Annotated in this window: 20 protein-coding genes; 13 read left to right on the forward strand and 7 right to left on the reverse strand. The window is 61.8% G+C overall.

What is annotated here, in order from left to right; translation table 11 throughout:
* Nucleotides 1-209 precede the first annotated feature (209 nt).
* A complete protein-coding gene (locus tag P12x_RS08785; protein WP_435010487.1) occupies nucleotides 210-632 on the reverse strand; it encodes a carbon storage regulator in 423 nt (140 codons plus the stop codon).
* A gap of 680 nt (nucleotides 633-1,312) precedes the next feature.
* On the opposite strand from P12x_RS08785, the gene P12x_RS08790 reads away from it, so the two are divergent.
* The 7 genes from P12x_RS08790 to P12x_RS08820 all read left to right on the forward strand — a co-directional run bounded on the left by P12x_RS08790 (nucleotide 1,313) and on the right by P12x_RS08820 (nucleotide 10,463).
* A complete protein-coding gene (locus tag P12x_RS08790) occupies nucleotides 1,313-2,221 on the forward strand; it encodes a tetratricopeptide repeat protein (RefSeq protein ID WP_435010488.1) in 909 nt (302 codons plus the stop codon).
* A gap of 58 nt (nucleotides 2,222-2,279) precedes the next feature.
* Nucleotides 2,280-3,269 (forward strand): RluA family pseudouridine synthase, encoded by a 990-nt coding sequence (locus P12x_RS08795; protein WP_435010489.1) that lies wholly within the window; start codon nucleotides 2,280-2,282, stop codon nucleotides 3,267-3,269.
* A gap of 299 nt (nucleotides 3,270-3,568) precedes the next feature.
* Nucleotides 3,569-5,155 (forward strand): N,N-dimethylformamidase beta subunit family domain-containing protein, encoded by a 1,587-nt coding sequence (locus P12x_RS08800; protein WP_435010490.1) that lies wholly within the window; start codon nucleotides 3,569-3,571, stop codon nucleotides 5,153-5,155.
* 34 nt (nucleotides 5,156-5,189) lie between these two features.
* The gene (locus P12x_RS08805) at nucleotides 5,190-6,623 is read left to right on the forward strand and encodes a N,N-dimethylformamidase beta subunit family domain-containing protein (RefSeq protein ID WP_435010491.1); all 1,434 of its coding nucleotides are present in this window, start codon (nucleotides 5,190-5,192) and stop codon (nucleotides 6,621-6,623) included.
* A 181-nt stretch (nucleotides 6,624-6,804) separates the two neighbouring features.
* Nucleotides 6,805-7,920: a sensor histidine kinase gene (locus P12x_RS08810; RefSeq protein ID WP_435010492.1), complete on the forward strand. Its 1,116-nt coding sequence runs from the start codon at nucleotides 6,805-6,807 to the stop codon at nucleotides 7,918-7,920.
* A gap of 22 nt (nucleotides 7,921-7,942) precedes the next feature.
* Nucleotides 7,943-10,009, forward strand: coding sequence for a sensor histidine kinase (locus P12x_RS08815; RefSeq protein WP_435010493.1), 2,067 nt, complete (start codon nucleotides 7,943-7,945; stop codon nucleotides 10,007-10,009).
* Nucleotides 9,999-10,463, forward strand: coding sequence for a response regulator (locus P12x_RS08820; RefSeq protein WP_435010494.1), 465 nt, complete (start codon nucleotides 9,999-10,001; stop codon nucleotides 10,461-10,463). The genes P12x_RS08815 and P12x_RS08820 overlap by 11 nt, the downstream gene beginning before the upstream one ends.
* Before the next feature lie 29 nt (nucleotides 10,464-10,492).
* On the opposite strand, the gene P12x_RS08825 is transcribed toward P12x_RS08820, so the two are convergent.
* Together P12x_RS08825 and P12x_RS08830 are read right to left on the reverse strand one after the other, a co-directional pair.
* The gene (locus P12x_RS08825; protein WP_435010495.1) at nucleotides 10,493-11,299 is read right to left on the reverse strand and encodes a S1/P1 nuclease; all 807 of its coding nucleotides are present in this window, start codon (nucleotides 11,297-11,299) and stop codon (nucleotides 10,493-10,495) included.
* A gap of 15 nt (nucleotides 11,300-11,314) precedes the next feature.
* Nucleotides 11,315-12,196: a ComEA family DNA-binding protein gene (locus tag P12x_RS08830; RefSeq protein ID WP_435010496.1), complete on the reverse strand. Its 882-nt coding sequence runs from the start codon at nucleotides 12,194-12,196 to the stop codon at nucleotides 11,315-11,317.
* A 206-nt stretch (nucleotides 12,197-12,402) separates the two neighbouring features.
* Between P12x_RS08830 and tmk the strand changes: the two genes are divergently transcribed.
* Together tmk and holB are read left to right on the forward strand one after the other, a co-directional pair.
* Nucleotides 12,403-13,074: a dTMP kinase gene (gene tmk, locus P12x_RS08835; RefSeq protein WP_435010497.1), complete on the forward strand. Its 672-nt coding sequence runs from the start codon at nucleotides 12,403-12,405 to the stop codon at nucleotides 13,072-13,074.
* Nucleotides 13,046-14,083: a DNA polymerase III subunit delta' gene (holB, locus tag P12x_RS08840; protein ID WP_435010498.1), complete on the forward strand. Its 1,038-nt coding sequence runs from the start codon at nucleotides 13,046-13,048 to the stop codon at nucleotides 14,081-14,083. The genes tmk and holB overlap by 29 nt, the downstream gene beginning before the upstream one ends.
* Before the next feature lie 10 nt (nucleotides 14,084-14,093).
* On the opposite strand, the gene P12x_RS08845 is transcribed toward holB, so the two are convergent.
* Both P12x_RS08845 and P12x_RS08850 read right to left on the reverse strand, forming a co-directional pair.
* Nucleotides 14,094-15,911: a hypothetical protein gene (locus tag P12x_RS08845; protein ID WP_435010499.1), complete on the reverse strand. Its 1,818-nt coding sequence runs from the start codon at nucleotides 15,909-15,911 to the stop codon at nucleotides 14,094-14,096.
* Nucleotides 15,912-15,987: 76 nt separating this feature from the next.
* On the reverse strand, nucleotides 15,988-16,566 hold the full coding sequence (locus P12x_RS08850) for an NADPH-dependent FMN reductase (protein ID WP_435010500.1): 579 nt from the start codon (nucleotides 16,564-16,566) through the stop codon (nucleotides 15,988-15,990).
* 237 nt (nucleotides 16,567-16,803) lie between these two features.
* On the opposite strand from P12x_RS08850, the gene P12x_RS08855 reads away from it, so the two are divergent.
* On the forward strand, nucleotides 16,804-19,026 hold the full coding sequence (locus P12x_RS08855; protein WP_435010501.1) for a helicase-associated domain-containing protein: 2,223 nt from the start codon (nucleotides 16,804-16,806) through the stop codon (nucleotides 19,024-19,026).
* A gap of 91 nt (nucleotides 19,027-19,117) precedes the next feature.
* Nucleotides 19,118-19,795, forward strand: a complete 678-nt coding sequence (locus P12x_RS08860) for a hypothetical protein (protein ID WP_435010502.1) — start codon at nucleotides 19,118-19,120, stop codon at nucleotides 19,793-19,795.
* A 30-nt stretch (nucleotides 19,796-19,825) separates the two neighbouring features.
* Here P12x_RS08860 and P12x_RS08865 read toward each other — a convergent pair whose 3' ends face one another.
* Nucleotides 19,826-21,367 (reverse strand): thiamine phosphate synthase, encoded by a 1,542-nt coding sequence (locus P12x_RS08865; protein WP_435010503.1) that lies wholly within the window; start codon nucleotides 21,365-21,367, stop codon nucleotides 19,826-19,828.
* Nucleotides 21,368-21,529: 162 nt separating this feature from the next.
* Between P12x_RS08865 and P12x_RS08870 the strand changes: the two genes are divergently transcribed.
* A complete protein-coding gene (locus tag P12x_RS08870) occupies nucleotides 21,530-22,126 on the forward strand; it encodes a glutathione peroxidase (protein ID WP_435010504.1) in 597 nt (198 codons plus the stop codon).
* Nucleotides 22,127-22,172: 46 nt separating this feature from the next.
* Here P12x_RS08870 and P12x_RS08875 read toward each other — a convergent pair whose 3' ends face one another.
* Nucleotides 22,173-23,228 carry a hypothetical protein gene (locus P12x_RS08875; RefSeq protein ID WP_435010505.1) on the reverse strand — a complete coding sequence of 352 codons (1,056 nt, stop codon included), beginning with the start codon at nucleotides 23,226-23,228 and terminating at the stop codon, nucleotides 22,173-22,175.
* Nucleotides 23,229-23,495: 267 nt separating this feature from the next.
* Here P12x_RS08875 and P12x_RS08880 point away from each other — a divergent pair, with 267 nt between their 5' ends.
* Nucleotides 23,496-24,416, forward strand: a complete 921-nt coding sequence (locus P12x_RS08880; protein WP_435010506.1) for a hypothetical protein — start codon at nucleotides 23,496-23,498, stop codon at nucleotides 24,414-24,416.
* Nucleotides 24,417-24,735: the final 319 nt, after the last annotated feature.

Here is a 24,735-nt window from a genome sequence, read left to right on the forward strand (position 1 = left end):
CGGGGATGGCAGGAGGACGAGATCCCTGATTGTTCCTGGGGTCAGGAGGCAGGGGCCGCTTCGAACCCTTGGGGGTCGGGGGCATGGGACGGCTCCAGTCGGTCCGATCGATGTTGCGACACTTTCATCATATCGCAAACGACCATGGGATCGAGGTCTGGACCGTCCCGAGACCGAAAAGGCGTCCTTTACGGGGAGTGATCGGAGTTTTACCCCTTGACGGGCCGATTGACCCGGTCTCGTCGGATGACTTCGTAGATTTCCGAGCGATGCACGGAAATCAGGCGAGGCGCGGTGATCCGAAGACTAATGGCCTGCGATCGGATCTCGCGGACCTCGATCTTGACCTCTTCACCGATCATGATTTCCTCACCGGCGTGGCGGGTCAGGACCAAACTCCCCAGATTCGCCCCCGAGGTGGATCTCTCGGAGGCGTCCGGGCCGACCCCCTGGAAAGGACGGGGGGCCGATCGGATGGCCTCGTAGATCTCTCGTCGATGAACCGGGATCGATCGTGGTGCGGTGATCTTCAGTCGGATCGCGTTCGGCTTGATGTCGACCACCCGGACCTCGACCTCATCGGCTATCATGATCGCCTCGTCCAGCCGACGACTCAGCACGAGCGATCCCATTCGCCTCGACTCCAGGTCGTGGACATCCTGGCTCCCGCCGGTACCCAGGCCTTCCGTTTGGTCGAATAACCCGGCATCGACAGATCGGTCCGAGCAAGGCATATGATCTTTGAGCATCTTCGGATTCCTTCCTCAAAGGTGCTAATTCGAACCGGATCGGACGGGATTCTCGGACAACTTCAGCCGATCTCAAGACGATCGGAATGTCGGATAACCTGGATTCTCCGTACCTGATTATTACGAACGTTCCGGATGCAATGTGACACGGGGAAAGCGGGCAATCATGCACTTTTCCGAAGGACGGGGATGCTTGTCCTGGAACCAGGCATGGTCGAAATTGTGAATATTCATGGTTTTGTGTCGGATAAGGATCCCGCGACGACCCATTCGGCCCCAATATCCAGATCCGATGATAGGATCTGTCGGATTCTGTTTTTTCAAGGTTTCCGACTTGATGAATGGCTGTCGGTTGATTTCGGGTCGACCACTCGATTCGATCCATTTCGAGACGGTTGCCCGGCAAATCGGGCTTCGGTCCAGGCCAAAGCTCGATCAGATGGGCGGACATCCTCGTCTCGCGATTGACGATCCTTCGAGGAGCCCGATAAGATGTCGATTCGTAAACGACTGGAACACGGACCCACCGCCGAGCCCGGCGGGCACCGGAAAACTTGCGAACGATGAAAGACGAGCCCGTCCACGAACACGAACACCTGACACCGACCGTCATCCACCATCCCGAGGAGGACATGACGATCCTCGCCCGCTGGCTCCAGCGAGGGATGGAGCAGGGAGCCAAATTCTGGCTCCTGGTCGGTGGGGTGATGGTTGCCATCACGGCCCTGGTGGTCATTTCCAGCGGCCTGGCGGCGGGAACCTCGGCGAATGGCCAGGCGTGGATCGAACTGATCCCGGCCAAGACGGCGGAGGATCAGCTTAAGGTTGCCGAGGCCTTCCCGAAGACCCCGGTCGCCGAATGGGCCAAGCTTCGCGCGGCTTACGAAGAATATGATAACGGGCTGGTCGACCTGACCACTCCGGGTAAAAAAGAGACGGCGGGCCCTCGCCTCAAGAAAGCTCTCGATCTTTTCGGGCAGGTGGCCGCCGAGGCACCCAAGGAAAGCTCCCAGGCGATCGGGGCTGCTCTCGGCGTGGCCCGGACGCTCGAAGCTCGCAACGAGTTGCCCGAAGCGATCAAACAATACAAGTTCGTGGCTTCGAACTGGGCAGGGACACCCGAGGCCAAGCAGGCCGAGGAATTCGCCAAGGCCCTCGAAGACCCCGAGAACGTTCGGTTTTATCAGGAACTTTACGCCTACAAGCCCCCCACGACTCCTGCGGTAAGCCCATCTCTGACTCTCCCGCCGAACGGCACAGGAAGCTTCGATTTCAAGTCGATTATCCCTGACACGCCGCCCCCGGCAGGGCTGGATGCTCCGCCGCCCTCGACCAGTCCGGTACCGGTGACTCCAACACCGGAGTCCGCAACACCGACCCCGGAACCGGCCAAGCCCGAGGAATCCAAGACGGAGGCCGCACCGAAGGATTCCTTGCCCGCCGACCCGTTCGCGGCCCCTGCTCCCAAGTGACGGTTTCTCCTCTCCAGGGACGCGGGACGTCGAAGCCCGCGTCCCGCGCGATCGATCCATGCCACCCGAACTCTCCGAGGTCCCTTCCGACTTCGTCGTCAAAGCCCGGATGGCGGGCAAGAGGATCGACGCGTATCTGGCCGCACGCTATCCCGACTACTCGCGGAGCGTGATCCAGAAAGTCATCGAAGCCAGGGCCGTGCTGATCAACGGCCAGGCGACCAAGGCGTCGGCCAAGGTTCGCGAAGGGGACCTGATCCGCGTCTGGCTCCCCGACCTCGGCGACGGGAGCCACGTCCCCGAGGACATTCCACTTCGGATCGTCTACGAGGATGTGGCATTCACCGTCGTCGATAAACCCGCCGGCCTGGTCACTCACCCGGCCAAGGGAAACTGGACCGGGACGATGGTCAACGCCCTCCAGTTCCACTTCGACACGCTTTCCACGGTCGGCGGCGAACACCGACCCGGAATCGTGCACCGGCTCGACCGAGACACCTCGGGGCTCCTGATCGTCGCCAAGGAAGATCGGGCTCATAAGGAACTCGCCCGACAGTTCGAAGCCCGGACGATCCGCAAGGAATATCTCGCCATTGTCTACGGAAGTCCTTCTCGGGACAGTGATTATATCGAGAAACCCTTAGGGATGCACCCGACCGATCGTTTGAGAATCGCCATTCGAGGCCTTGACGATGGCGGCAAGGAGGCGATCACATTCTATGAGGTCCTCGAACGATTCGACGGCTTTGCTCTGGTCCGCTGCAAACCCAGGACCGGCCGGACCCACCAGATCCGCGTTCATCTCGCCCATATCGGCCACCCGATCGTCGCGGACAAGCCGTATTCCGGTCGGCATCAACTGACCCTCGGCGAGCTGATCGGCGAGGCTGCTCCTGCTGCCGATCGGCCCTTGATCGAACGACAGGCCCTCCACGCCCACTCACTCGACTTGCAGCATCCGATCACCGGCCAACCGATCCATTTCAACGCCCCCCTGCCCGATGACATGATGGCGGTTCTGTCTGCCCTCCGAGCCCACCGGAGTTGAGCTCTGCTGAGTCATCATCGGGGTCCTATCCCAGACTGACCTTCGATTGCCGTGACGTCGCCCGCGCGATTCGGTAGGCACCGGTTTGCGAATCCAGGTGTACGAACTTCTTGAATCGGATCGAGAGAACCGGCATGTCATCCTTGCGGGTAGGCCCAGGACGGTCTATCTTCAGCACTTATTCAACACGAGGTCAGCATCCGGCAAGCCTTCACACGCTAGATGAAGTCTCGGATTTGTCTCGGTCGATCGACAGGACCGAAGACCAGACCGGCTGTCGGAACCGGGGAAACGACTCCATGAACGATCATCCTTCCAATTCTCCGTTCGAACCGATCTCGGATGGCCGACGTCGGACTTTCCTGGCCGGGATGGCGGTTGCGGCAGGTTCGGCCTTCCTGCCGGGATCGGTCGGGACACGATCGGCCAAGGCTTCGGTCGAGGAGGCCTCTCCCGGCCTGATCCGTTCGGAGAACCTGAAACCTGGCTCGACGGACTGGCAACTGACTCGCGTCCGGGCCGACGCCAACCTTTATCGAACTCCCTGGATCGAGGGATATTGCTCGAAGCAGAGCGTTCGGGCAGGCGAATCGCTCGACATCATGATCTCGACCGATCCCGCCCGGCGGTTCCAGATCGAGATCTTCCGGATGGGCTATTACGGCGGTAAGGGTGCGCGTCTCGTGGCAACGCTCGGGCCATTCGATGGTCAGGCCCAGCCGACGCCGGCTCCCGGACTGAAGGATCTCCATGAATGCCACTGGAAGGCGACCACGAGCTTGATCATCCCCGACGACTGGCCCAGCGGCGTCTATCTCGGCCGGCTCACCACCTTGCCGACTCCCGATGAAGGGCCGTACTGGCAGAGTTACGTGGTCTTCATCGTCCGAGACGAACGCCCGGCCGACATCTTGTTCCAATGCTCGGATAATACCTGGCAGGCCTATAACCGATGGCCAAGCCATTATTCGGTCTACAGCCACCCCAAGGGGACGCAAGGGCCCTGGGCCGATGTCAGTTTCGACCGGCCTTATGGTCGAGAGGCCCAGTTTGACAGCGTGGTCAACGACCCCCTGACTTTCGGTTCGGGAGAGTTTCTCCCCCTGGAGTTTCCCCTGGCCTACTGGCTCGAACGGGAAGGATACGACGTCACCTACTGCACCAATAGCGATATGCTGACGCCCGATCGCGGCCTGCGCTGCAAGGCGTTCGTGAGTGTTGGGCACGACGAATACTTGGACATCCGCCAGTTTCGGAGCGTCGAGCGGATGCGGGACGAGGGGGTGAGCCTGCTGTTCCTTTCGGGAAATTCCGTCTGCTGGGTCACCCCTTTCCAGCCGAGCAGCGACGGCCGATCGAATCGGATCATGTTCCGGGGAGGCCCGTACGGGGCCGACCGCGATTACGCGAATCGTCGCGAGCGAGAGCATGGACCTTTTCCCGAACATGGCCCTGATGAAGGGTTTTTGATGGGGGTGAGGAACGTCGAGCCGGTCAATGGCGGGGGAGACTGGATCGTGGTGAAGCCCGATCACTGGATCTTCGAGGGGACCGGAGTGAAAGCCGGCGACCGGATCCCGGGCCTGATCGGTTGGGAATACCAAGGGGATCCGGCGGAGATCCCGGGCTTGGAGGTGGTCGGGGCGGGGACGGCCTGGGTGAGCGGGGTGACTCCTCAGCAATGGACCTCGACGATTTACCCCGGCCCAAAGGGGAATATCGTATTCAACGCCTCGACGATCTTCTGGTCGCAAGGGCTCTCCTCGCCCCCAGGCCACGTCTTGCCGTGGTCGCACTGGTCGCGCCCACATGGCCCCGATGAACGAGTCCAGCGGATCACCCATAACCTGCTGGAACGAGCCATCGGGCGGCCGAGATCTTCTTGATTCCCCTCATCCTGGACTCTCTCCGAGGACGATCATGGTCCGAATCGCCTATAGGTCGCTTCTATTGCTACTCCTCGCGTCATCGCTGGTGGGGGCGGCCGACGACACTCCCCCTTCGTTGACGGTCGAGGGGTACACCGATCGACTGAGTTACGTGGCCGGCGATACGGTCGAGCTGCACGTCTCGACGACCTCCGCCCGCTACTCGATCGAGGTGGCCAGGCTCGGGGCCGAGTCGAAGGTCGTCCTCAACCAGGCCGAAATCGCCGGCGGCTCTTATCCGATCCCCGAAAATGCCTCGAATCAGGGATGCGGTTGGCCGGTCTCGCACCGAATCACGATCCCGGCCGATTGGAAATCGGGCTACTACAACGTCCGGCTGAAGGTGGCCGACGGAGGGGGCAAGTACGTCGGTCGGAACCGACGGACTGCCGAGGTCGACCTTTTTTTCATCCTACGATCCGCCACTCCAGGACGCGACTCGTCAATCCTGCTCCAGTTGGCGACCAATACCTACAACGCTTACACGAACTGGGGCGGCAGCAGCCTCTACGCCTACCACGGTCGGGCCGGGCTCCAGGGGCACCGGGTCTCGTTCGATCGGCCCCTGGACAGCCAGTTCCGCCAGTGGGAACTCCCCTTCGTCGCCTGGGCCGAGCGGAACGGGTACAACATCGACTATGCGGCCAACAGCGACCTCGAATTTCATCCCGAGCTCCTCGACCATTACAAGCTCGTCCTCAGCGTTGGGCACGACGAGTACTGGTCGACCCCGATGCGCGATCACCTGGAAGCTTTCATCGGGCGAGGAGGAAACGTCGCATTCCTGAGCGGCAACACCTGTTGCTGGCAGGTCCGGAGCGAGGACAAGGGGCGCGCCTTAACCTGCTGGAAGCAGGGATTCAACCAGGACCCGGTCTTCACCTCCGGGGATCATCGGACACTCTCGACGCTCTGGAGCCATCATCTCGTCAAGCGTCCCGAGAATCAGTTGACCGGGGTGGGCTTCCTGCACGGGGGGTATCACCTGAGCCACGGTCAGTTCATGGACGGCAAGGGAGCCTACACGGTCCACCGGCCCGAACACTGGATCTTCGAGGGGACGAACGTAGCTCGTGACGGAGAGTTCGGGGCGAAGCACACGGTTGTCGGTTACGAGTGCGATGGTTGCGAATTCGAGTGGAAGGACGGGCTCCCGCTCCCTACCCTCCGCGACGGGACCCCCGAAGGCTTCGTGATCCTGGCAACCTGCCCGACCCGCTGGCACCCGGATGATGCGCTCTGGTACGATCAATTTCCCCGGGATTCTTCCGGGAAACCCGCCCTCGGTGCCGCCGTGCTAGGGACGTATACTCGTGGAGGGACGGTGGTGACCTCCGGTTCGACCGACTGGGCGCACGGTCTCCGAGGAGGAGACGAGGTCGTCGAGAGGATCACTCGCAACATACTCGATCGCCTCTCGAAATAAACAAGCGATCGAATCTCGTCCCGAGGATCTCCCCTCTCACCCGACCCGCATGCTCGACTTAACCCCCTCTGGCGGGGTGGGCGTCGCGTCGTCGGTCGGGTCTTGTTATCGTGGAGTCGACCGACCTGGGTGTCCCTTCTCGCCTATCCTGAGTCGGTTATACGTCGCGAGGGTCCGGCGCATGAGTACGGTGCTGCTCGTCGACGACAGTTCATCGGATCGGGCCCTCTTCCGGACGATCCTGGGCCGAGCAGGCTTCTCGGTCCACGAGCTTTCGAGGGGAATGGAAGCGGTCGCCCGGGCCCGAGAAATCCGGCCCCATGTGGTCGTCCTCGACGTCAACCTGCCGGATACCGACGGCCACGCCGTCTGCCGGGCCATCCGGGCCGACCCATTCTGCGCGGGTCTTCCGGTTCTGATGCTGACCGTCCGAGGGCAAGACGTCGATATCCTGGCCGGGCTCGAAGCCGGGGCCGACGACTATCTCGCCAAGGATGAGGCGAGCGAGATCATCCTGGCGCGTGTACGTCGGCTCGTCCAGTTCCGGAAGTTGGCCACGATCTCGGTGCTGAACGAGCAACTCGCCCAGGTTGGCCGACTCGTGGCCGGGATCGTTCACGAGATCCGGGCCCCATTGACGGTGATCCGAGGCAATGCGGAACTGATGTCGATGGAGCTGGCGGGAGATCCCGCCGCTTCGCAGTGGGTCGAGCCCATCCTCCGGAGTGCAAGGACCCTCCAGGTCCGACTCGATCACCTGATGGCGGCCGTCCGGACCGGGCCGAGCGAGCCCCATCCGACCGATCTGATCCCCTTGCTCCGCGAGGCAATCAGCCTGTTTCTCAAGGGAACCGACCCCCACAGGGGTAAGGTGGAAGTTGATTTCATCCCCGAGGTCTCGGTCCCGATCGTCCGGGTTGACGCGGGTCGGATCCTCCAGGTGGTCTTGAACCTGCTCTCCAACGCACACGAGGCAATCCTGTCCGATCGAGCCGAAGGAAAGATCGAGGTTCGCGTGACTCAGGAATCCGACCACGGAGAGCAGAGGATTCGAATTTGCGTCCGTGATAATGGTCCGGGGATCGCGTCGAGTTACCTGGACCGGATCTTCGAGCCCTTTTTCACGACCAAGGATGGTGGGACCGGCTACGGGCTGTACCTGGCCTCGGAAATCCTCCGCGAACACGGTGGGCGGCTCACCGCCGAAAACAACGAGGGGGGGCTTGGAGCTTGCCTCTCGGTCTGGCTCTCACCTTTCGATCCGTCGGGCGAGTCCGAAGCCTCGATGGACGTCTGACTTTCCGAGCATCAGCCGAACGATGAGCCGAAATTATCGGGGGCCGAAGCCCTGGATTGGTCGCAGATCTCGGCCGGTCGCCGGGCTCCTGATGCCCCTTTGGGTCGGGTTGGTCATCCTGGCCATCGGGCTACTTGGGGCCGTCTGGGGCCGATCGGCTGTTTCGATCATCCTGCTTGGGCTCGCGGCCCTGACCATCGGCCTTCTGGTTGGTCGAAGCTGGGAGCGATCGCGATGGTCGAGACCGGTCCGATCCCTGGCCCGGAGCCTGGAAGCTTTCAACGCCGAGCCGGACCAATCAAGCGGCCTCCCCGGCTCTCACTTGCTTTCCGAATTGATCCAGCCACTCCGGATGCTCCAGTCCAATTATCTTCGAGCCTGGGGACGCCTGGGTGGAGCCAATGGAGAGCCCCTGAGCCTGAGCGACAGTGGAGAGATGAGTGCCGTCCGCCCGCTCGATGCTCGGATGACCCGAAGCGGGTCGTACGAGCCCCCTTCGGAACTTGCGTTCGACCCGGCCTCCTCGGCGGAGTTCTCGACCCTCGACATGATCAACCGGCTCGAACCTCGGACCTTCCGTTGGCTCGATTCCAGCGTCTCGGAGCAGCTATTCCTCGGCTGGTCGATGGATCAACTTCGGGATAAATCCTTCCTCGAAATCGTCCAGGAAGACGATCGAGAACTCGCTCGCCAGCAACTCCGGGCGTCCGTCGCTCGGGGTGAGGGGCATGGAATGATCTATCGGATCGAGACCGCCCGCGGCGAAGTGAGGGCAGTCGAGTTGAATGTCGGGGTCCGGTATGGACCAGACGGGAGGATTCTCCATCTCAGATGCCACCTGGCCGACGTGACGGCCAAGCTCCAGGACGAGACCGAGCTTCGAAGGAGGACCCAGGAACTGATCCAGGCCAACGATCAGCTCCGAAGGACCAATCGCCAGGTTGAGGAGTTGAAGGATCGCTACGGCGACCTCTATCAGAATGCCCCGGCGATGTACCTGAGCGTCGACCGACGGGGCAATCTCCTGGAATGTAATGAAACGATGTTTCGGACCCTGGGCCTTGACGGCCGGGAACTCCTGAATCGTCCATGCGGCCGATTCTTCCGCACCGGTCGAGGACCGTCATTGGCCGAGCGACTCGCGGAAGCCTCGAGGACTCGCCCGATCGAGTTCGAGGCCGAATGGATCAAGGCGAATGGCGAGACGATCTACGTGTGGGTGACCGGGTCGGCCGTCCTGGCGGCCGACGGCAAGGTCCGCCACTTCCGGTGCGTCGCCCAGGACATCACCGCCCGTCGATCATTGGAGGCCGAACTTCAAGTCAAGAACGAACGACTGGCCCAGGCCAACGCCGAACTCTCGATCCGGAACAAAGAACTGGATGAGTTCACTTATGTTGTCTCACACGACTTGCAGGAGCCACTCCGAACTCTGATCGCCTTCTCCGACTTCTTGATGCGCGATCAGGGCGAACGGCTTGATGAGGCAGGCCGCGAGCACGTCCGATATCTGGTCGAAGCATCCCGAAGGATGAGAGCCCTGATCCAAGACCTACTGGCACTCTCGCGGGCGGGGAGTGTGACGGGTGATTTCGCGAGGGTCGACCTCGAAGAACTGGTCGAGGTGGTCAAGGCCGACCACGGCGAATCGATCCGATCGAAAAACGCCGAGGTGAGGGTGGAGGGACGAATCCCGCCCATCTGGGGAGATCGCGATCGGCTCGGGCAACTCCTGGCGAACCTCATCGGCAACGGCCTGAAATACAATACGAGTCCGAATCCCCTGGTCAGTATCGAAGCCACTCAAGAAGGTCCCGGGTGTTGGGTTACCCTCCGGGTCACCGACAATGGGATCGGGATCGACCCGAGCTTCCACCAGAAGATCTTTCAGATCTTTCGAAGGCTGCACACTCGCGAAGAATACGAGGGGACCGGTGCGGGGCTCGCGATCTGCCAGAAGATCGTCCAGGCCCACGGTGGACGGATCTGGGTCGAAAGCCAGCCAGGGTGCGGCTCCAACTTCCATGTGACACTCCCGGGGATAGCCAGAGAGGCTGCGGGCCAGCCCGAGGTCGTTCATGAGTCCTGATTTTCAAATTTTACTGATCGACGACAGCGTGCCCGATGCCAAGATCATTGGCCGCGCCTTGATCGAAGCCGGCGTTCCGCATCGCCTGACGGTGATCCACGACGGTCGGCAAGCCCTCGATCATCTTCGAAACCTCCGGGATCCGGCGCTCTCCACGGACCGTGAGCCTGACCTCATCCTGCTCGATCTCAATCTTCCAGGAATCGATGGCATCCAGATCCTGACCGAGATCAAGAACGATTTCCACCTGAAGCTCATCCCGGTCGTCGTGCTCTCGACATCGAGGCGTGACGAGGACGTCCTATCAACCTATCGAGCCGGCGCAAACACCTTCATCCAGAAGCCAGCCGAGTTTCCCCGGTATATCGACCTGGTGCTCACCCTCAGGGGCTACTGGCACCAGACGGCCCTCCGCTTGCCCCGCGATCGATCGGGCAGCGGCGAGGGCGTCTAAGGGGCCCTGAGTTGTATCAAAACAGACAATCAAGGGAAGATCGCGTTGAGTTCATCCGCCAATCGTACCCCGGCTCGGGCCATCTGATCGATCAGGAGAGGCTCGACGGCCTTCAAATAGTCCGATTCGAGCCGGGCACCGCTGGTCATCGGTCCCAGCTTCCGCGAAGGATCGTAGGCAATCTTCGCGGTCTGGAGGCTCTCGTTGGCCCAGTCCTCGACCCCGGCCTTCGACCAGGCTTTGGAGGACTCGGGCGTGATCCGACGCTCGATCCGCGTGACCCATTCCCGATCATTGCCGCCGATCCGGTGGATCAATCCCGAGTCCCAGAGCCGGTGGAGGTTCGTCCCTTCGCCGAGGAACTGGACCTGCGTATCGTTCCCCCCGTGATCCCGATTGTCGCCGACGTGGAGGGGTTGATGGATGTCGGAGACGAAGTGGACGAGGAAGAGTAAGGCGACCTGCCGATCTTCCTTCCTGACCGACCGGTTAGCCAGGACCTTCCGGTAATGCTTGATCTTCTCGACCACGCAATTGCCATCCCGGCAATCTCGGGCGGGGTCGAACCGATCGGCCGTGATCGGGACGTTCACGTAATGCCAGGGGCCGCTCCTTGGGTATTTGTCATAGCCCTCATGGTCGGCCCAGCCGGCGATGTCGGGGAGAGTATCTCCTTCAAGAAGGAGGTCGCGGATCGCCGCCCGAGCGGCAGGAGTGAGCCGGTCGGCCGCGACCTTCGCGATCACCCGATGCCCCTGCGGTCCCCACCCGAAGGCGGGCGAGCCCAACGAGAACGCGGTCAGGAACAAGACGATCTTTCGGGAAATCTGGCTCATCCCATTTCCTTCCGGTCACTTGACGGTGATCACATCCTTGATCTTTTTAAACTCGACTTCCTTGATCCCTTTGATTTTCATGATGTCCTCGATCTTCTCAAACGGTCGAGCATCGATGATCGCCTGGGCATAGAATTCGCCGATACCCGGCAGGAGGTCAAGCTCTTCCCTGGAAGCCGTGTTGAGATTGATCTTGGTGCCGGGGGCCAGTTTGGGGCGATCGGTCGTCTCCTTGGCCACCTTCCCCTTCGCGGTTCCGGCCGACTTCATCTTTTCCTTGGCGACCGCGGTCTTCGGGGAGTCCTTCCCCTTTGCAGGCTCGTCCGGCTTCGGGTCGGGCTTCGTGCTGGCGGTGCCGGTTTCCCTGAACTTGAGGCGGCCACGGAATTCGTCAACCTTCTTCGGCCCGATCCCTTTGACCTTTTCGAGATCTTTGTAGTCGGCGAAGGGACGCCCCTCGATGATCGACTTTGCCATGGCCGGGCCGACACCTGGGAGGGCCTGCAGTTCCTCGGCGGAACCCGTGTTGATATTCACCGGAGCCGGTAGAGGGGCGACGACCACGAGGGCCTTGAGCTTCCCGATGGTGGAAGCGGGGATGCCCAGCTTCGCCAGGTCGTCGACCGAGTCGAACGGTCGACCTTCCACGATCTTTCGAGCGCTGATCTCACCGATCCCCGGGAGAGTCGCCAGATCGTCCGGGGTCGCCGAGTTCAGATCAATTTGATCTTCGGCTTTCGCCTTGGTTATCTCGGCGGCCTTGGCTTTGGCCTTCGATTTTGCCGGCGTGGCCGTGGCCTTGGTCTCCTGAGCGAACCCGCTGGAAGCCATCCCGAGCAGGATCGCAACCGCGAGTGGGAGGAACAAACCGCGGGAATAAGGCCGGATCGCGGACATGGATTGCCTCGCTTCTGAAGAAGGCCGAGACCGTGGGAGGGAGTGGAGTCGATTTGCGTCCCGAAGACGGACATCGATGGGTTAACTTAACTTATCGGGGAGCCACCGGCTTCGCAAGTCGCCGAGCCTTGCCATTCTATCCACGAATCCTCGATTTCCCGAGTTCGTCGGTTCAGGTACGATGCTCCGGATCGGAAAGAAATCCCATGTATTCGGACCCAGGACCGCCGGTGACCCAGACGACCTCGCAACCCGGCCGCTTCATCGTCCTCGAAGGACCCGACGGCGGCGGCAAGACGACCCAGGCGGCGAGGCTGGCCGATTGGCTCCGTTCGAGCGGCCTCGAAGTCGTCGCATGCCGTGAGCCTGGAGGGACCGCTCTCGGGGAGCGAATCCGGACTCTGGTGAAGGAGCAATCCAACCTGACCATCGGCATGAAGGCCGAGATGCTCCTCTTCATGGCCAGCCGGGCGCAGCTCGTCGAGGAGGTGATCCGGCCCGCGATCGCCCGTGGCGCGGTGGTCATCGCGGACCGCTTCTTGCTCTCCAACGTCGTCTACCAGGGGTATGCCGGGGGACTAGACATCGAGGATCTCTGGCGAGTCGGGCTGGTCGCCACCGGAGGGCTGATGCCCGACTTGACCCTGATCGTCGATGTTCCCCCCGAAATCGCCCTCGCTCGGGTTGGCCCGGCTCGCGACAGGATCGAGGATCGGGGCGAGTTTTACCGGGATCAGGTCCGAATGGGATTCCTCCAGGCCGCCCGCGACGATCCCGATCGCGCGATCGTGGTTGATGGCTCGCTCGACGCCGACTCCGTCGCGGCTCGCTTGCAAATAGAGGTGACTCGTGCCCTGGCATTCGATCCGAGGTCATGACCGGGTTATCGCCACTCTCCGTCGGGCGCTGGCTCAGGGAAGGCTCCCTCATGCCTTCCTTTTCGCCGGCCCCGAGGGGATCGGCAAGCTGGCATTCTCGCTCCGGTTGGCCCAGGCGTTGCTCTGCGAACGGGTTTCCGAGGCGTTGCTGGACCCCTGCGGCGAATGCCCGGGTTGCCTCCAGGTCATCGCCGGGACTCACCCGGATTTACTCCGAGTCGGGCGCCCCGAAGACAAGCACGAGCTCCCAATCCGCGTGATTCGCGACCTCTGTCTCGACCTCGGCCTGAAGCCGATGAGCGGCCGTCGGAAGGTCGCCATCGTCGACGACGCGGATGACATGAACGACGAGGCGGCCAACGCGTTCCTCAAGACCCTGGAAGAACCCCCGCCCGGATCGGTCCTGATCCTGATCGCCACCTCGGCCGAGGGGCAGCTCGACACGATCCTCTCACGCTGTCGGGTCGTCCGGTTCGACCCCTTACCCCCGACCGAATTGGCCGAGGTATTGATCGAACAAGGCGTGGTCGACTCTCCCGAGGCCGCCGATCGATTGTCGAAGCTGGCCGAAGGGAGCGTTGCTCGGGCCAGGGGGCTGGCCGACCCGGCCCTGACCGAGTTCCGCCGCGCCCTCTTCGACGAGATCGCCGGACCTCGGGGTTTCGACGCCCCCGCGCTCGCCCGACGGATCGAGGCGTTCGTCAACCTCGCCGGCAAGGAGAGCGGGGCCAAGCGTGTCCGGGCCCGGCTCGTCTTCGGAGAATTGCTACGCCTCTTCCGGGGCTCGCTCTGGAAGTCAACAGGTCTCGCCCCTCCTTCGCCCGATCCGGACGACCGACGGGCCATCACAGCACTCGCCGACCGACTGGGTGCCGAATCCCTCCTGTCGATGGCCGACCGATGCCTCGAGGCCGACTACCATGTCCGCCGGAACCTCTATATGCCACTGGTCCTTGAGGATCTGACCCACGACCTGGGCGCATTCGGTAATCCTAAGCCTCGAGCCTGACCGCCCGTCGTCAGAGCGGGCCTTTCTCGATCGTTGGCAGGATAATCCTTGAGGGGTTTTTCCAGACCCGGCCGATTGCACGACCCGGCAGACCTGCGGCTGGATCATCCTCAACGAAATAGGTGGGTTGGCTGACGTCGTCATCTTTACGTTGATAGAGAGTGATCGTCGTCGAGGGCGGCACTTCCAGATCGAGTGACAGCGCATAAAAGCGGGGTGGATTTCCAATCGGTCTCGTGTTCGTGCCTGGACGATCGAGGGCGAAAAACACGATGGGGTGGCCGGGCGATTTCGGTTGTAATGTGCCCTGCTTGTCGTAGATCGGCACAGGTAAGTTGAGGCGGGGGTCCCGGAGATCGAGCCGATACATGATCTGATTGTAGTCGTATCGAGGAGTCTTTACCGTATTTCCCGAGAATGTCGCGGTGTAAGTTCCCTCGAAAAAGAGGATCCGGCCGTCCTCCTTGGCGAAATAAGGATGCAGCTTGGGGTTGTAGAAGCTGTATTGATCGTGAGTGACGACTTTTCGAGCATAGGTCCAGGGACCGAGTGGTGTGTCGGCCTCGGCGAACCAGACCTCGCCGAGCATCGAGGAACTGCCGCCGATCTCGGTGGCGATCATGATCCACCGCTCTCGAAAGTCATTCCAGTAGACAGATCCTCGATGGGCCGTCACGGGTCGATCGGTTTCCGGATCCCTGAGTTGGAAGATTCCCTCCTCCGGTTTCAGTGACCCTGACTTGATGAGGCGAGCTTGTTGCTCCTGGTCGATCGGCTTCGATCCGGTCCGCCAGGCGTAGCGAGCGATCCCTTCGGAATCCCGGTCGATCCGGGGATTTTCCGGAGTCGAGCCGGGAAGTAGGCACGTGAATGCCTCATAGCGGTCGAGGTCCTGGAAGTCCTTCAGATGAGCCCTGACCCGGATCGTCGGATAAGGGTTGGCGAAAAGGAGAAATTTTTCGCCCTGGATCTCTTGGGGGAACGGGTGACCCGTTGGGTAGGCGGGTGTTTCGAGCGGGATATCGGCGATCTTCGAGAAGCGCCGGGTCTCGGGATCGAACTCGGCCAGCCCCCGGGCATAGACCTCCATGGGAGCTTTGATCTTGGCGAAGGCCGCGAAAAGATGCTCGACGCCACTGGGATCCTCCAGGACGGAGAGGCCGTCGAGCCAGGTTGGCCCATCGCCCGGCATCCGAGCCGAGGGGGCGGCAAATCCATCGAGCCCGACGGAATAGTCCAGGTCGACTCCAACGTCTGGATCGAGTCCGCCGTCGGTCGGGAGCCGAGAGACGGCGGTCGGCGTGTGGAAATTGCCCAGCGGGTAGCCCGGTCGGTTCGTATCACCCCAGAACCAATGCAAGCGACCCCGATACACCGCGTTTAGCACGCTATCGGAGCCCAGGACCTGCGCGTTCAGGACCGGCTCGCGAATCGGCGAAGGATCCCCTACTAGCGAAGAATCGCGGTAAATTCCCGCCCCCGTGATCCGATAGAGGCGCTCCGCGATATTGATCCGTCGAAGCTTGAGCTGGGCCTTTCCCCCGGCAACGACGTCGAGGGACCGCCCCCGATTGCCGAATCCATCCCTGGGAAATTCATACCCGTGACTTTTGACGTGAAAGAAGACCGATTGACCTACTAGTCCGGGTTCGTCGAACGCGACGATCCCTCGGGAATCCGTGAACAGGGCAATCTCGTTGACCGTCCGGAGCTCTACCAGGGGAACTCCCCGGCCGGTCTGGTCATCCACCACTTGGATCGAGAAGGGATCGCCCGCCGAGGTCGAGGACGCGATCGTCAGAAGTATGAGAAGTGCCGAGCGACTCATCGAAGGACTCCAACCGGATCGCCCAGGACACCTCTCGAGACCGCGAAGGCGAAGGAGCAGGGCAAGGACCCGACGTTCAATAGGGCACACCCGAGGCTCTGGCGGAACGAAGGGCTTCGGCATACCATTCCAACTCGCCGAGAAATCGGTCCGCTCGCTTGCGGTAGGCTTCGTCCTTGGGAAGCCCGTTCTCGTAGAAAGCATCCTGGATCTTGGGGACCGGCAGGAGCGAGGGTATGCTGGGCATGCCGAGTTCGCCGAGCATGGCCCGGAGTTGCATCGCAGCCCGGACGCCGCCGAAAGGACCGGCGGAATAGCAGGCAATCGCCGAGGGCTTCCAGAAATATTCCTCGAGGAAGTGATCGAGGAGATTCGAGAGCGCCGGGGGTATGGAGTGATTATACTCGGCCGAGACGATCACCACGCCGTCAGCCGATCGGAATTGACCGGCCAGGCGTTCGAGGACCTCCGGTGCCTCCCCCTTGGGATGTTCTTTGTACATTCGGTCGAGTAGGGGAAGCGAGATTTCCATCGGATCGATGAGCGTTGCTTCATGGCCGCGGTCTCGGATCGTCGAGGCGAGGAACCGGGCGAGACCGAATCCCTTCCGATCGATCCGGACCGAACCGTAGACGACCAGCAAATTGAGGGACATGAATACAACCTCTCGGCGGGGATGTTGGCGAATTCGAAGGATATCCTACGCCCGGAGAGGCTCCCCGGCCACCTTCAGGGGCGTCCATTACCTTGGCGATTGATGGTAAGCTAATCGCGATGATTCGCCGATTGTCCGATCGCGAACATCGGAGTGCGGTCTCATATCTCGATCGGCCCGGCCTGGAAGGAGCGACGGTCGGCCGATTTCCACCCCACGCGGGGAGAGGTCGGCGACATGAGCTATTATACCTACGATTACTGGAAGCGAGATCAAGACCCCCGCGAGGAATCCGAGAAAGCCTGGATCCGCGCGAAGGCAACCGCGTGGGATGCGAAGTGGAACGGACTCTCGCGGGAGGCTCGCTTCGCCTTTCTCACTCAAATCAAGGCGACGGCCAAGCAAGGTTCGGAGAATCAGCCGGGCACCATCGCCACCCTGATTCCGGACGAAGTGGTCAAGGAGTTGGTCGCGGCAGGCTTCATTCGGGTCGAACCCGGATTGCGCAACAAGCCAGACCGGCTCGTTCCCCAGGCGGATTCTTCTCATTTTTCGACCCGGATCCGGACAATCTATCGTCATAAACTCCTCGAAAATTCGAGCGTTGAGGAACTGGCGAAATATGTGAGGTTCGCGTTCTACGGCCAGGGCGAAGCGCTCATGTCTCGGGTCATTTCCGACGCGGGGATTCAACACTATCCGCGAATGGATGCCGGACTCGCGGACTATGTCACCACATCGAGATGGCCGGTCTGGGCGGCGGAATCGACCAAGTTGCCGATGGCACGAGCCCTTCTCGATGCCTTGATCAAGGCCCCGGGGCCGGTCCGCCTGCTCGACGTGCCCCGATTGGTGCGTTCGGCCAAGTCCGACGCCGTGGTGAAGGCCCTGGATTCGCTACTGGCCCACCTGGCGGTATTTGAGGATCTCGATCCGAAGACGCTCGACTTGGTCGTGGGTTTGTTGCCGATCGTTCGCGAGCGACTCATCGAGGCGAGCAAGCCTCGATCCCGCCCACCGCTCGTCATCGCCGAGAGGATCGAAAGTACCGGACCGCCTGCGGGGACTTCGGTGAACGATCTCCGTGATTTCCTGCTCGAAGTGGCCGGAGAAGCGCCTCGACTCCGTCAGGATGGCGGCATCTTCCAGAAGGAAATCCCGAGGCTCCAGGCTTCCCTGCAGCCCTGGCCCGACTGGCTCGCGAAATTCACGGGCGAGGAAGAGGTGGATCGCGTCGAAGACGCCTACAACTATGCACTCTCCTTCGGTTTCGTCGAGGCCGAGGTGGACGATAAGCAGGTGAAGCTTCGACTCACCGCGAAGGGTCGGCAATGGATGTCCTCTGGGCTGGAGGAGCAGTATCAATCCATCTATGATTCTCTTCTTGCTTACAAGAAGCAAGCAAAAGGATTATACGGATACGAATACGACACCGGGAGCACCCAGGGTGACGCCCTGTTCCTGGGAATCCACGCCATGGTCATCACGGGCAAGAATCCAGCATCCTCCTATTACGGCTATGCCGAGCTGAAGCCCGAGGACCGCCAAGCCCTCCGCGACACGATCTATCGGGCCTGGCAGCAGTTGAAAGTCGGGGAATATTACGACTGGGAAAGTGTGATCGACCACCTCGTCTTCGAGGCAGAGAATCCCCTGATCGCCGGTCGAGATGCATCGAAATTGACCATTTTCCTCCAGCAACGAGCGATTCCCGGCCTCCCGGAGCGTCAGGAAGCAGCCGCCAAACTCCTGCTTCGGGCAATGCTCGTGACTCGCCTGATACCCTTCGATGCAATCCGACTGGCCATCGACAATAAGGGACGGATTTGCGTGGCGCGACTTCCGCGCCTCGATGGGTACTTCGGTCGAAAATACGACGCCGGGGCCGGCTCGGAATCGGGGAAGGCCCGGGTCATCGTCCAGCCCGACTTCAGCATCGTCGTGATCGGTCTGGATCCGGTGCCTGCCACCGACCTGGCTCCTTTTTGTGAAAGGACTCGGGGCCATCTGGGTGAAGGGGCGATTACGTTCCGGATCACTCGGGCTTCGGTCGTCCGGGCGGCTTCTCAAGGTTTATCGGGCGGGGAGATCGTCTCCAGGCTCCGGAAGCATGCCAGCGTAAGTGTGCCCGAGAATGTCCTTCGAGAGGTCCGGGATTGGGCGGGCTGGATTCGACTGGTTAACGTCCGACAGGTCATGGTCGTCCGATGCCCCGACGCGAACACTGTGGCCCGGGTGGTCGCCGCGCTGGGCCAGAAAGCCAAGCCTCTGGGCGGACATCTAGTCGAGTTGTTCGTCCACAAGCTCTCTCGGGCCGAGCGCGAGAAGCTCGAGACTCAGGGGATCATCATCACCAAGGACGAGCTTCCGACGTCATATCCGGACTCTTCAGACGAAGCCGCCACGCCGACGGCCGGGCCGGCCCCCAAAAAGAGAGGGCGGCCGAAGAAATCTCGCTGACTTTCAATCGCTGGACAGAGGCCATTCCCCGTCCTACAGAACTCCGGTGTGGAGGCATATTTCGGGCCTTTTGCTTCGGAGGAATTGTCACATGTACGCATCAGGACGACGTTGGTCCATTGCAGCCCTCTTGTGCACGGCGATTTTGACGCTCTACACCTCTGATTCTGCCGCGGCCGGGTTCGTCGCTGCTAACCTCGCCGACGATGGCTCATTCGGATGGGGTTCTTATAACCTGACCGGCCCGAAGGCGGTGACCCGCACCGGATATTCGTACGCCGTCCGATTCGGCCTGGCGAGCGATTTGCCCGTCGCCTTCGAATCCGCGATCCTCGGCCTGGCGTACCGTGGGGGGATCAATGAGCTCGATGTCATACTCATGTCCGACAATCATGGTTCACCCGGCATTCCCATCGAGACGATCCACCTCTCGGGCCTTTCCAAAGTACCCACGATGGTCGTTGCCAGTTCGGTAACTCACCCACTTCTCGACCCTTCAAAGTTGTACTGGCTGGTCGCGATCGCGACGAACGACTCGTATTTCTCCTGGATGTCCAACCCTTACTATGAGGCCGGGCATCTCTCCTATCGTCTCGACACCGGCCGAGGGCCTGGCCCCTGGAGGTCCACGCCTTATAGCTACGACCCGGCCTTCGCGATCATGGCCGTCCCGTCCTCGGGCCAGTCGAGTTTCAGTCTGGTCGGAATTGGATTGATGACCCTGAAAGGCTTGCGAGCGTTCCGACGGTCCCGAACCATGTCCGTCTGAGATCGACCGGCCATCTCGTCCTGGATCGCCTCAGGACGCGGCTTCGAGACGTGACAGGAGCGCGGCGGTCGCCTTTCGAGGAAATTCGGCACGGATGACCGCCGAACTCAGGGCCACCCTTCGGGCTCCCGCCTGGAGCACCTCGTCGAGGTTCTCCTCGGTGATCCCGCCGATGGCGAACCAGGGAAGTCCGAGCGATTCCGATGCCCTACGGACAAACCCGAGCCCCGCAAGCTCATCGAACGATTTGGTATCACTGGCGAAGACAGGACCAACGCCCAGGTAACCCGCCCCCTCCAACACCGCCTTTTCCATCTGCTCAGGATCGTGGGTCGAGACGCCGATGAGTGTTCCTGGCCCGACGATTCGTCGCGCGTCGCGGATGCTCATGTCGTCTTGACCAAGGTGGACCGCGTCGGCCCCGGCGAGTCGGGCCAGGTCGGGTCGATCGTTCATCACGAAGCGGGCCCCGGCGCGGGCCGTCAAGATCCGGACCTCTCGGGCCCTCGTGAGCCACTCGCGATCGGTTAAGCCTTTCTCTCGAAGCTGGATCGCGCCGGCCCCCCCGGCCAGAGCCTCACCGACGACCCAGGTCAGGTCGCCGAGGGTGGGCAGTCCCCCCACCAGGACCATCAGGTGGACACCGTCAAATCCACGACGGGCCGAGACCGCCGTCATCGTCAGCTTTTCGAGCGTGTAGACGTCATAACGCAGGACCTCGAAGCGTCCCGAGACCCAGACGTCGACCAGCTTGCCGTACTCTTCCAGCGATCGGAGAGCCTCCGCGGTCCTCTTGAAATTGGCGATCAGCACAGCCCTTGGGTTCTCGCGTGCTTGCTCGGAGGGCGTCATGATGTGGGTTCCCACGTCGCCCCGGGTATCGCGGGCGTCGATGAGAGATCCGAGATCGAGCCCCTGGACCGCCTCGGCCAGGCGATGCCGTACATCTTTGATCCGCCGGGTCAGCATCGGATCGTCGAGGGCAAATCGGACGTAATCCTCGACGACCCGGAGCCCCTCGCGAGCCCTGTTGGCCGAAGCATCGAGGATTCGGGCGAGATCGACCCCTTGACCGGGTTCCACGAGTTCGAGCGGGGCGATATCGCCAGCCAGGGGAATGGGTGCCGAGTCGAGTGCCTCGGCCCGCGTCATCGCCTCAAGTAAGACTTCGACCTCGAGTCCCGCCTCGGCCAGCACCCCGCTGATTTCGGCCTCGGCCATCAGCAGGGCGACCAGAAGATGCTCGGTCCCCACCGACTGATTCCGGTCGAACGCCTTGGCCTTGGTCGAGGCGGTCCCCAAAGCCGATCGGTAGTCGGTCGACATTGGGATCGAGGTGGCGGGGACTTCCGCGATCTCGGTGGGAGGTTCGATATCAAAACCGAGTGATTCGAGCAATCGGAAGGGTGCTAGTCCATGCGAGGCCAGCAGATCGGCCGCCCGGCTCTCCGACTCGTCGGCCAGGGCGGCGGCCAGATCGATCAACTCCACCTCGGCGGAACCTCGAGCCCGGGCTCGTGCCTCGGCCCGCCCCATCACTCGAAGGGCCCCAGCCGTGAATGACTCGAACATCCTCGCCTCCCTTGATCCCGCCTCGAAACTCCTGGAGTGCTTGATTTCCCCATTCGACCGGAGCATCATGAAGGATGTTGTTACCCACGCTCAAGACGTGCCCGCGGTCCGACTTAATGTCGGACGCGGGTCGTCCCCACCGACAGCCCCAGGAATCCCACCGTGATCGATCGACTCCTACCGCTATTCGTCGTCTCGCTCAGCATTGCCGGATTTGCCGCCAGCGTCGGGAGAGCTGAGGAGCCCAACAAATCTACGCCCGATTCCGTGCTGGATTTCAAGGTCCAGGATATCGACGGCAAATCCGTCGACCTGGCCAAGGCCCATCAAGGCAAGGTTCTTCTCATCGTCAACACGGCGAGCCAATGCGGCTACACCCCGCAGTACAAGGGGCTGGAGGCCACCTACCGGAAGTATAAGGACAAGGGCTTCGAGGTTCTGGCTTTCCCGGCCAACGAGTTCGGGGCCCAGGAGCCGGGCACCAACGGCGAAATCAAGTCGTTCTGCACCGCCAATTATAATGTGACCTTCCCGCTCTACTCGAAGATCGTCGTCAAAGGAGAGGGAATCCACCCGCTCTACCAGTTCCTGACCAGCCCCAAGACCGACCCCAAGTTCGCGGGCGACATCTCCTGGAACTTCAACAAGTTCCTGGTGGACCGAAACGGCCAGGTCATCGCACGATTCGAATCGAAAGATGCTCCCGAGTCTCCCAAGGTGACCAAGGCCATTGAGACGGCCTTGGCCGAATCGAAGTAATTGGAGCAATGGTCGGGCGAGGTGCCGATCAGACCTCGCCCGTCGTTCATTTGGGAGCCGGCGAATCGATGGATGGGCTCGGGGCATCCAGCGGGGCTGCCTTGAAGAGGAGTTCCCCCTCGGCCTTGGCGGCTTCGGCCTTCTTCTGGGCCGCGATCGTCTGGATGTACTGATCGAGCTGTCCGAGGAATTGCTCGGTATCATCGACGAGGTTTGTTGAAGAAGCATCGGCCGGAGCGGTGAAGTCGAAAAGCTCGGGTTTGACCTCGGCAACATCGAGCAGCTTGTAATTCAGGACGACTTTACTCGGATCGACCTTGGGCGGTGCCTTGCTGACGCCGATCGTTCGCCCGGTGGCAGGGTCGATCTGCTTGACATTTTCTTGGAGCAGCAACGGAGCCTGGCCAATCATCTCAATTCGGTAAGGCCAGAGGTCGTCCTTCCGAATGAAAACCCTGACATTCTTCGGGATGTAGGGTGGGAGAGAAGCCGTCGGGGGGAGGGGCCGATCATTAGCTCCCAGGAGCCCCGACCGATCCTTCCAGGTGCCACCCAGGATGTAGGTTTCAACTCCTTCTACCTTCTCGTCTGCAAACTGGTCGAATTCGATCGCTTTCTGAAGGCCAGTGAGCATCGCCTCGGGACCGCCGAAGCCGAGTTGGGTCGTGATCAGGTTGCGAAAGAGATCATCGAGCGCCGGATCTTCGAGACGTTTGAGAATCTGCGTGATGTCGCGTCGACGGTAGCTCTGCATTCCCAGGACTTTCTGGTAATCCCAGAGGACCTTGCCGTCGCAAACCTGGGCCATCAAGGAGCCGGTCTCGCCCAGCCCCTTGAGATTGAGCTGGAGCCGAACTCGGTGTCCAGTGTCCTTGTAATAATTCCCCTCGAGGCTGAACTTCTGGTTCAGCATGTCGACGGTCTGCTCGATCGAGGCGGCGATCTTCTCGCGAAGCCTCAGCTTGATGATCGTCTCGGTGAGGACGTTATTGGCGAGAGTTGACGAGTTAGCCTGGGTGGCTGGCGCGGGGTCCTGCGACCAGGCGACCAGGGGGACGAGCAGGCCGACGACCAGCATCGGGATGAGGCGGGAATATGGCATGATCGGGTTGTAACCCATTTTCTCAAGGGTCGGAATGGAATGCCCGATCCTATCGTTAGGCGTCGTGGGACGCAACCCCGGCGGAACGTGTGGGCGGAGGCCAGGAGGCCAAAACCCCGCCGCCGATTTTCGTTCGACCTCGACGCGAAGTCCGAGCCGACTCGCTCGACCTCGCGTCTATCCAGGATGGTGAGCTTTCTCCCCGATCGCCTTGTTCCGGGCTCGATCAGAGTGTCCCGGTCCGATTGCGGGAGTCAAGGAGGTCCGATGACTTCGCTCGGAGTGATGCTCCTCGTGGCCTCGGCCACGACGGGATTCGATGGTGGCAAGGCGCACGCGGGTGGCCTGCACTTCTTCCGTCACGCGGCCGTTGCTGATGGTCCGGCCCCGCCAGGTGGCCCGATGATGCCCGGTCCCATGGGCGGGCCAGGCTCGGGCCCGATGGACGGTCGGCGTTTCCCCAACGTAAAGAGCCAGGTCGTCTTCTTCGGCCCAGGGGGGCCTAGCGGGACCGGCGACCTGAAAATCGGCTGGCAGACCGGCGCCGGCGGAGGCGAGAAGGTCTACCTGCCCGGGCGGTCGACGCCGTTCCGCTATAACTTCATGCAGGGTTACATCTACCGGCTCAAGCTGTCCGACATCTCGGGCCGGCCCACCCTGACTTTGTATCCGACGATCGAGGTGGCCCCCTCGACCCCGGCGACCGACGCCTACCTGACCCATAATCAGATCCCGGTCCAGTTCACCGCCGAGGACCTCGACCAGGTCGAGGGCGGGAACTTCGTGACCAAGGTGATCTACCTGCCCGACCCCCGCTATCAGGAACTGGCCGTCGCCAATGTCGAGACGCTGGTCTCGACCCGCCTGGAGCCCGGGGTTGACCCGGTCCTGGAAGCCGACAAGCGGGGCACCATCCTGATGATCGTCCGCCTCGGCGGGATCAATCTGGAGATGGATGGGTCCGGAGCGGCGATGCCGACCGATGCTCCGATGATCAACGACGCCCCGGCCACCTCGATGCCGCCCGGCACCTTTCCTTCGGACATCTCGGCCCCGTCGGTTCCGGTCAACGAGCCGGTCGATGCTCCGGTCACGCCCGCCGTCCCCGAGCCCTCGACCCCGCCGGTCCCGGATCCCGCCGAAGCGGTCCCGCCCCCCGCCCCGGCCGTGCCCCCGCCCGGCTACTGAGCTACGGAAACGATCGAGGGCCGGGTCTGACCCGGCCCTCGTCGTCCTCGGACTCGGCCGTCGCCCCGGCGGGACGCGATCTCGAAACGCGACCCGTCGGGGCAATTCGGTCCCATCACCCGTTCAATCTGATGGATCCCGGGATGTTCCGACCTCACCCGGATGGATGATCAGAATCTGTCTCCCGACCCTTTTGCTATCCTCGATCCTGAAACGAACTTCTAAACCGGCGATCTTTATCCGCAAGTCTTTCCCGAAGTGAAGCCCGGGCGGGCCCAGACCCGCGAGACAACGCCCCATCGACCCTCAAGGGTGCAGG

The sequence above is a fragment of the Tundrisphaera lichenicola genome (genome assembly GCF_051175385.1).
GTDB classification, from domain to species: Bacteria; Planctomycetota; Planctomycetia; order Isosphaerales; family Isosphaeraceae; genus Tundrisphaera; species Tundrisphaera lichenicola.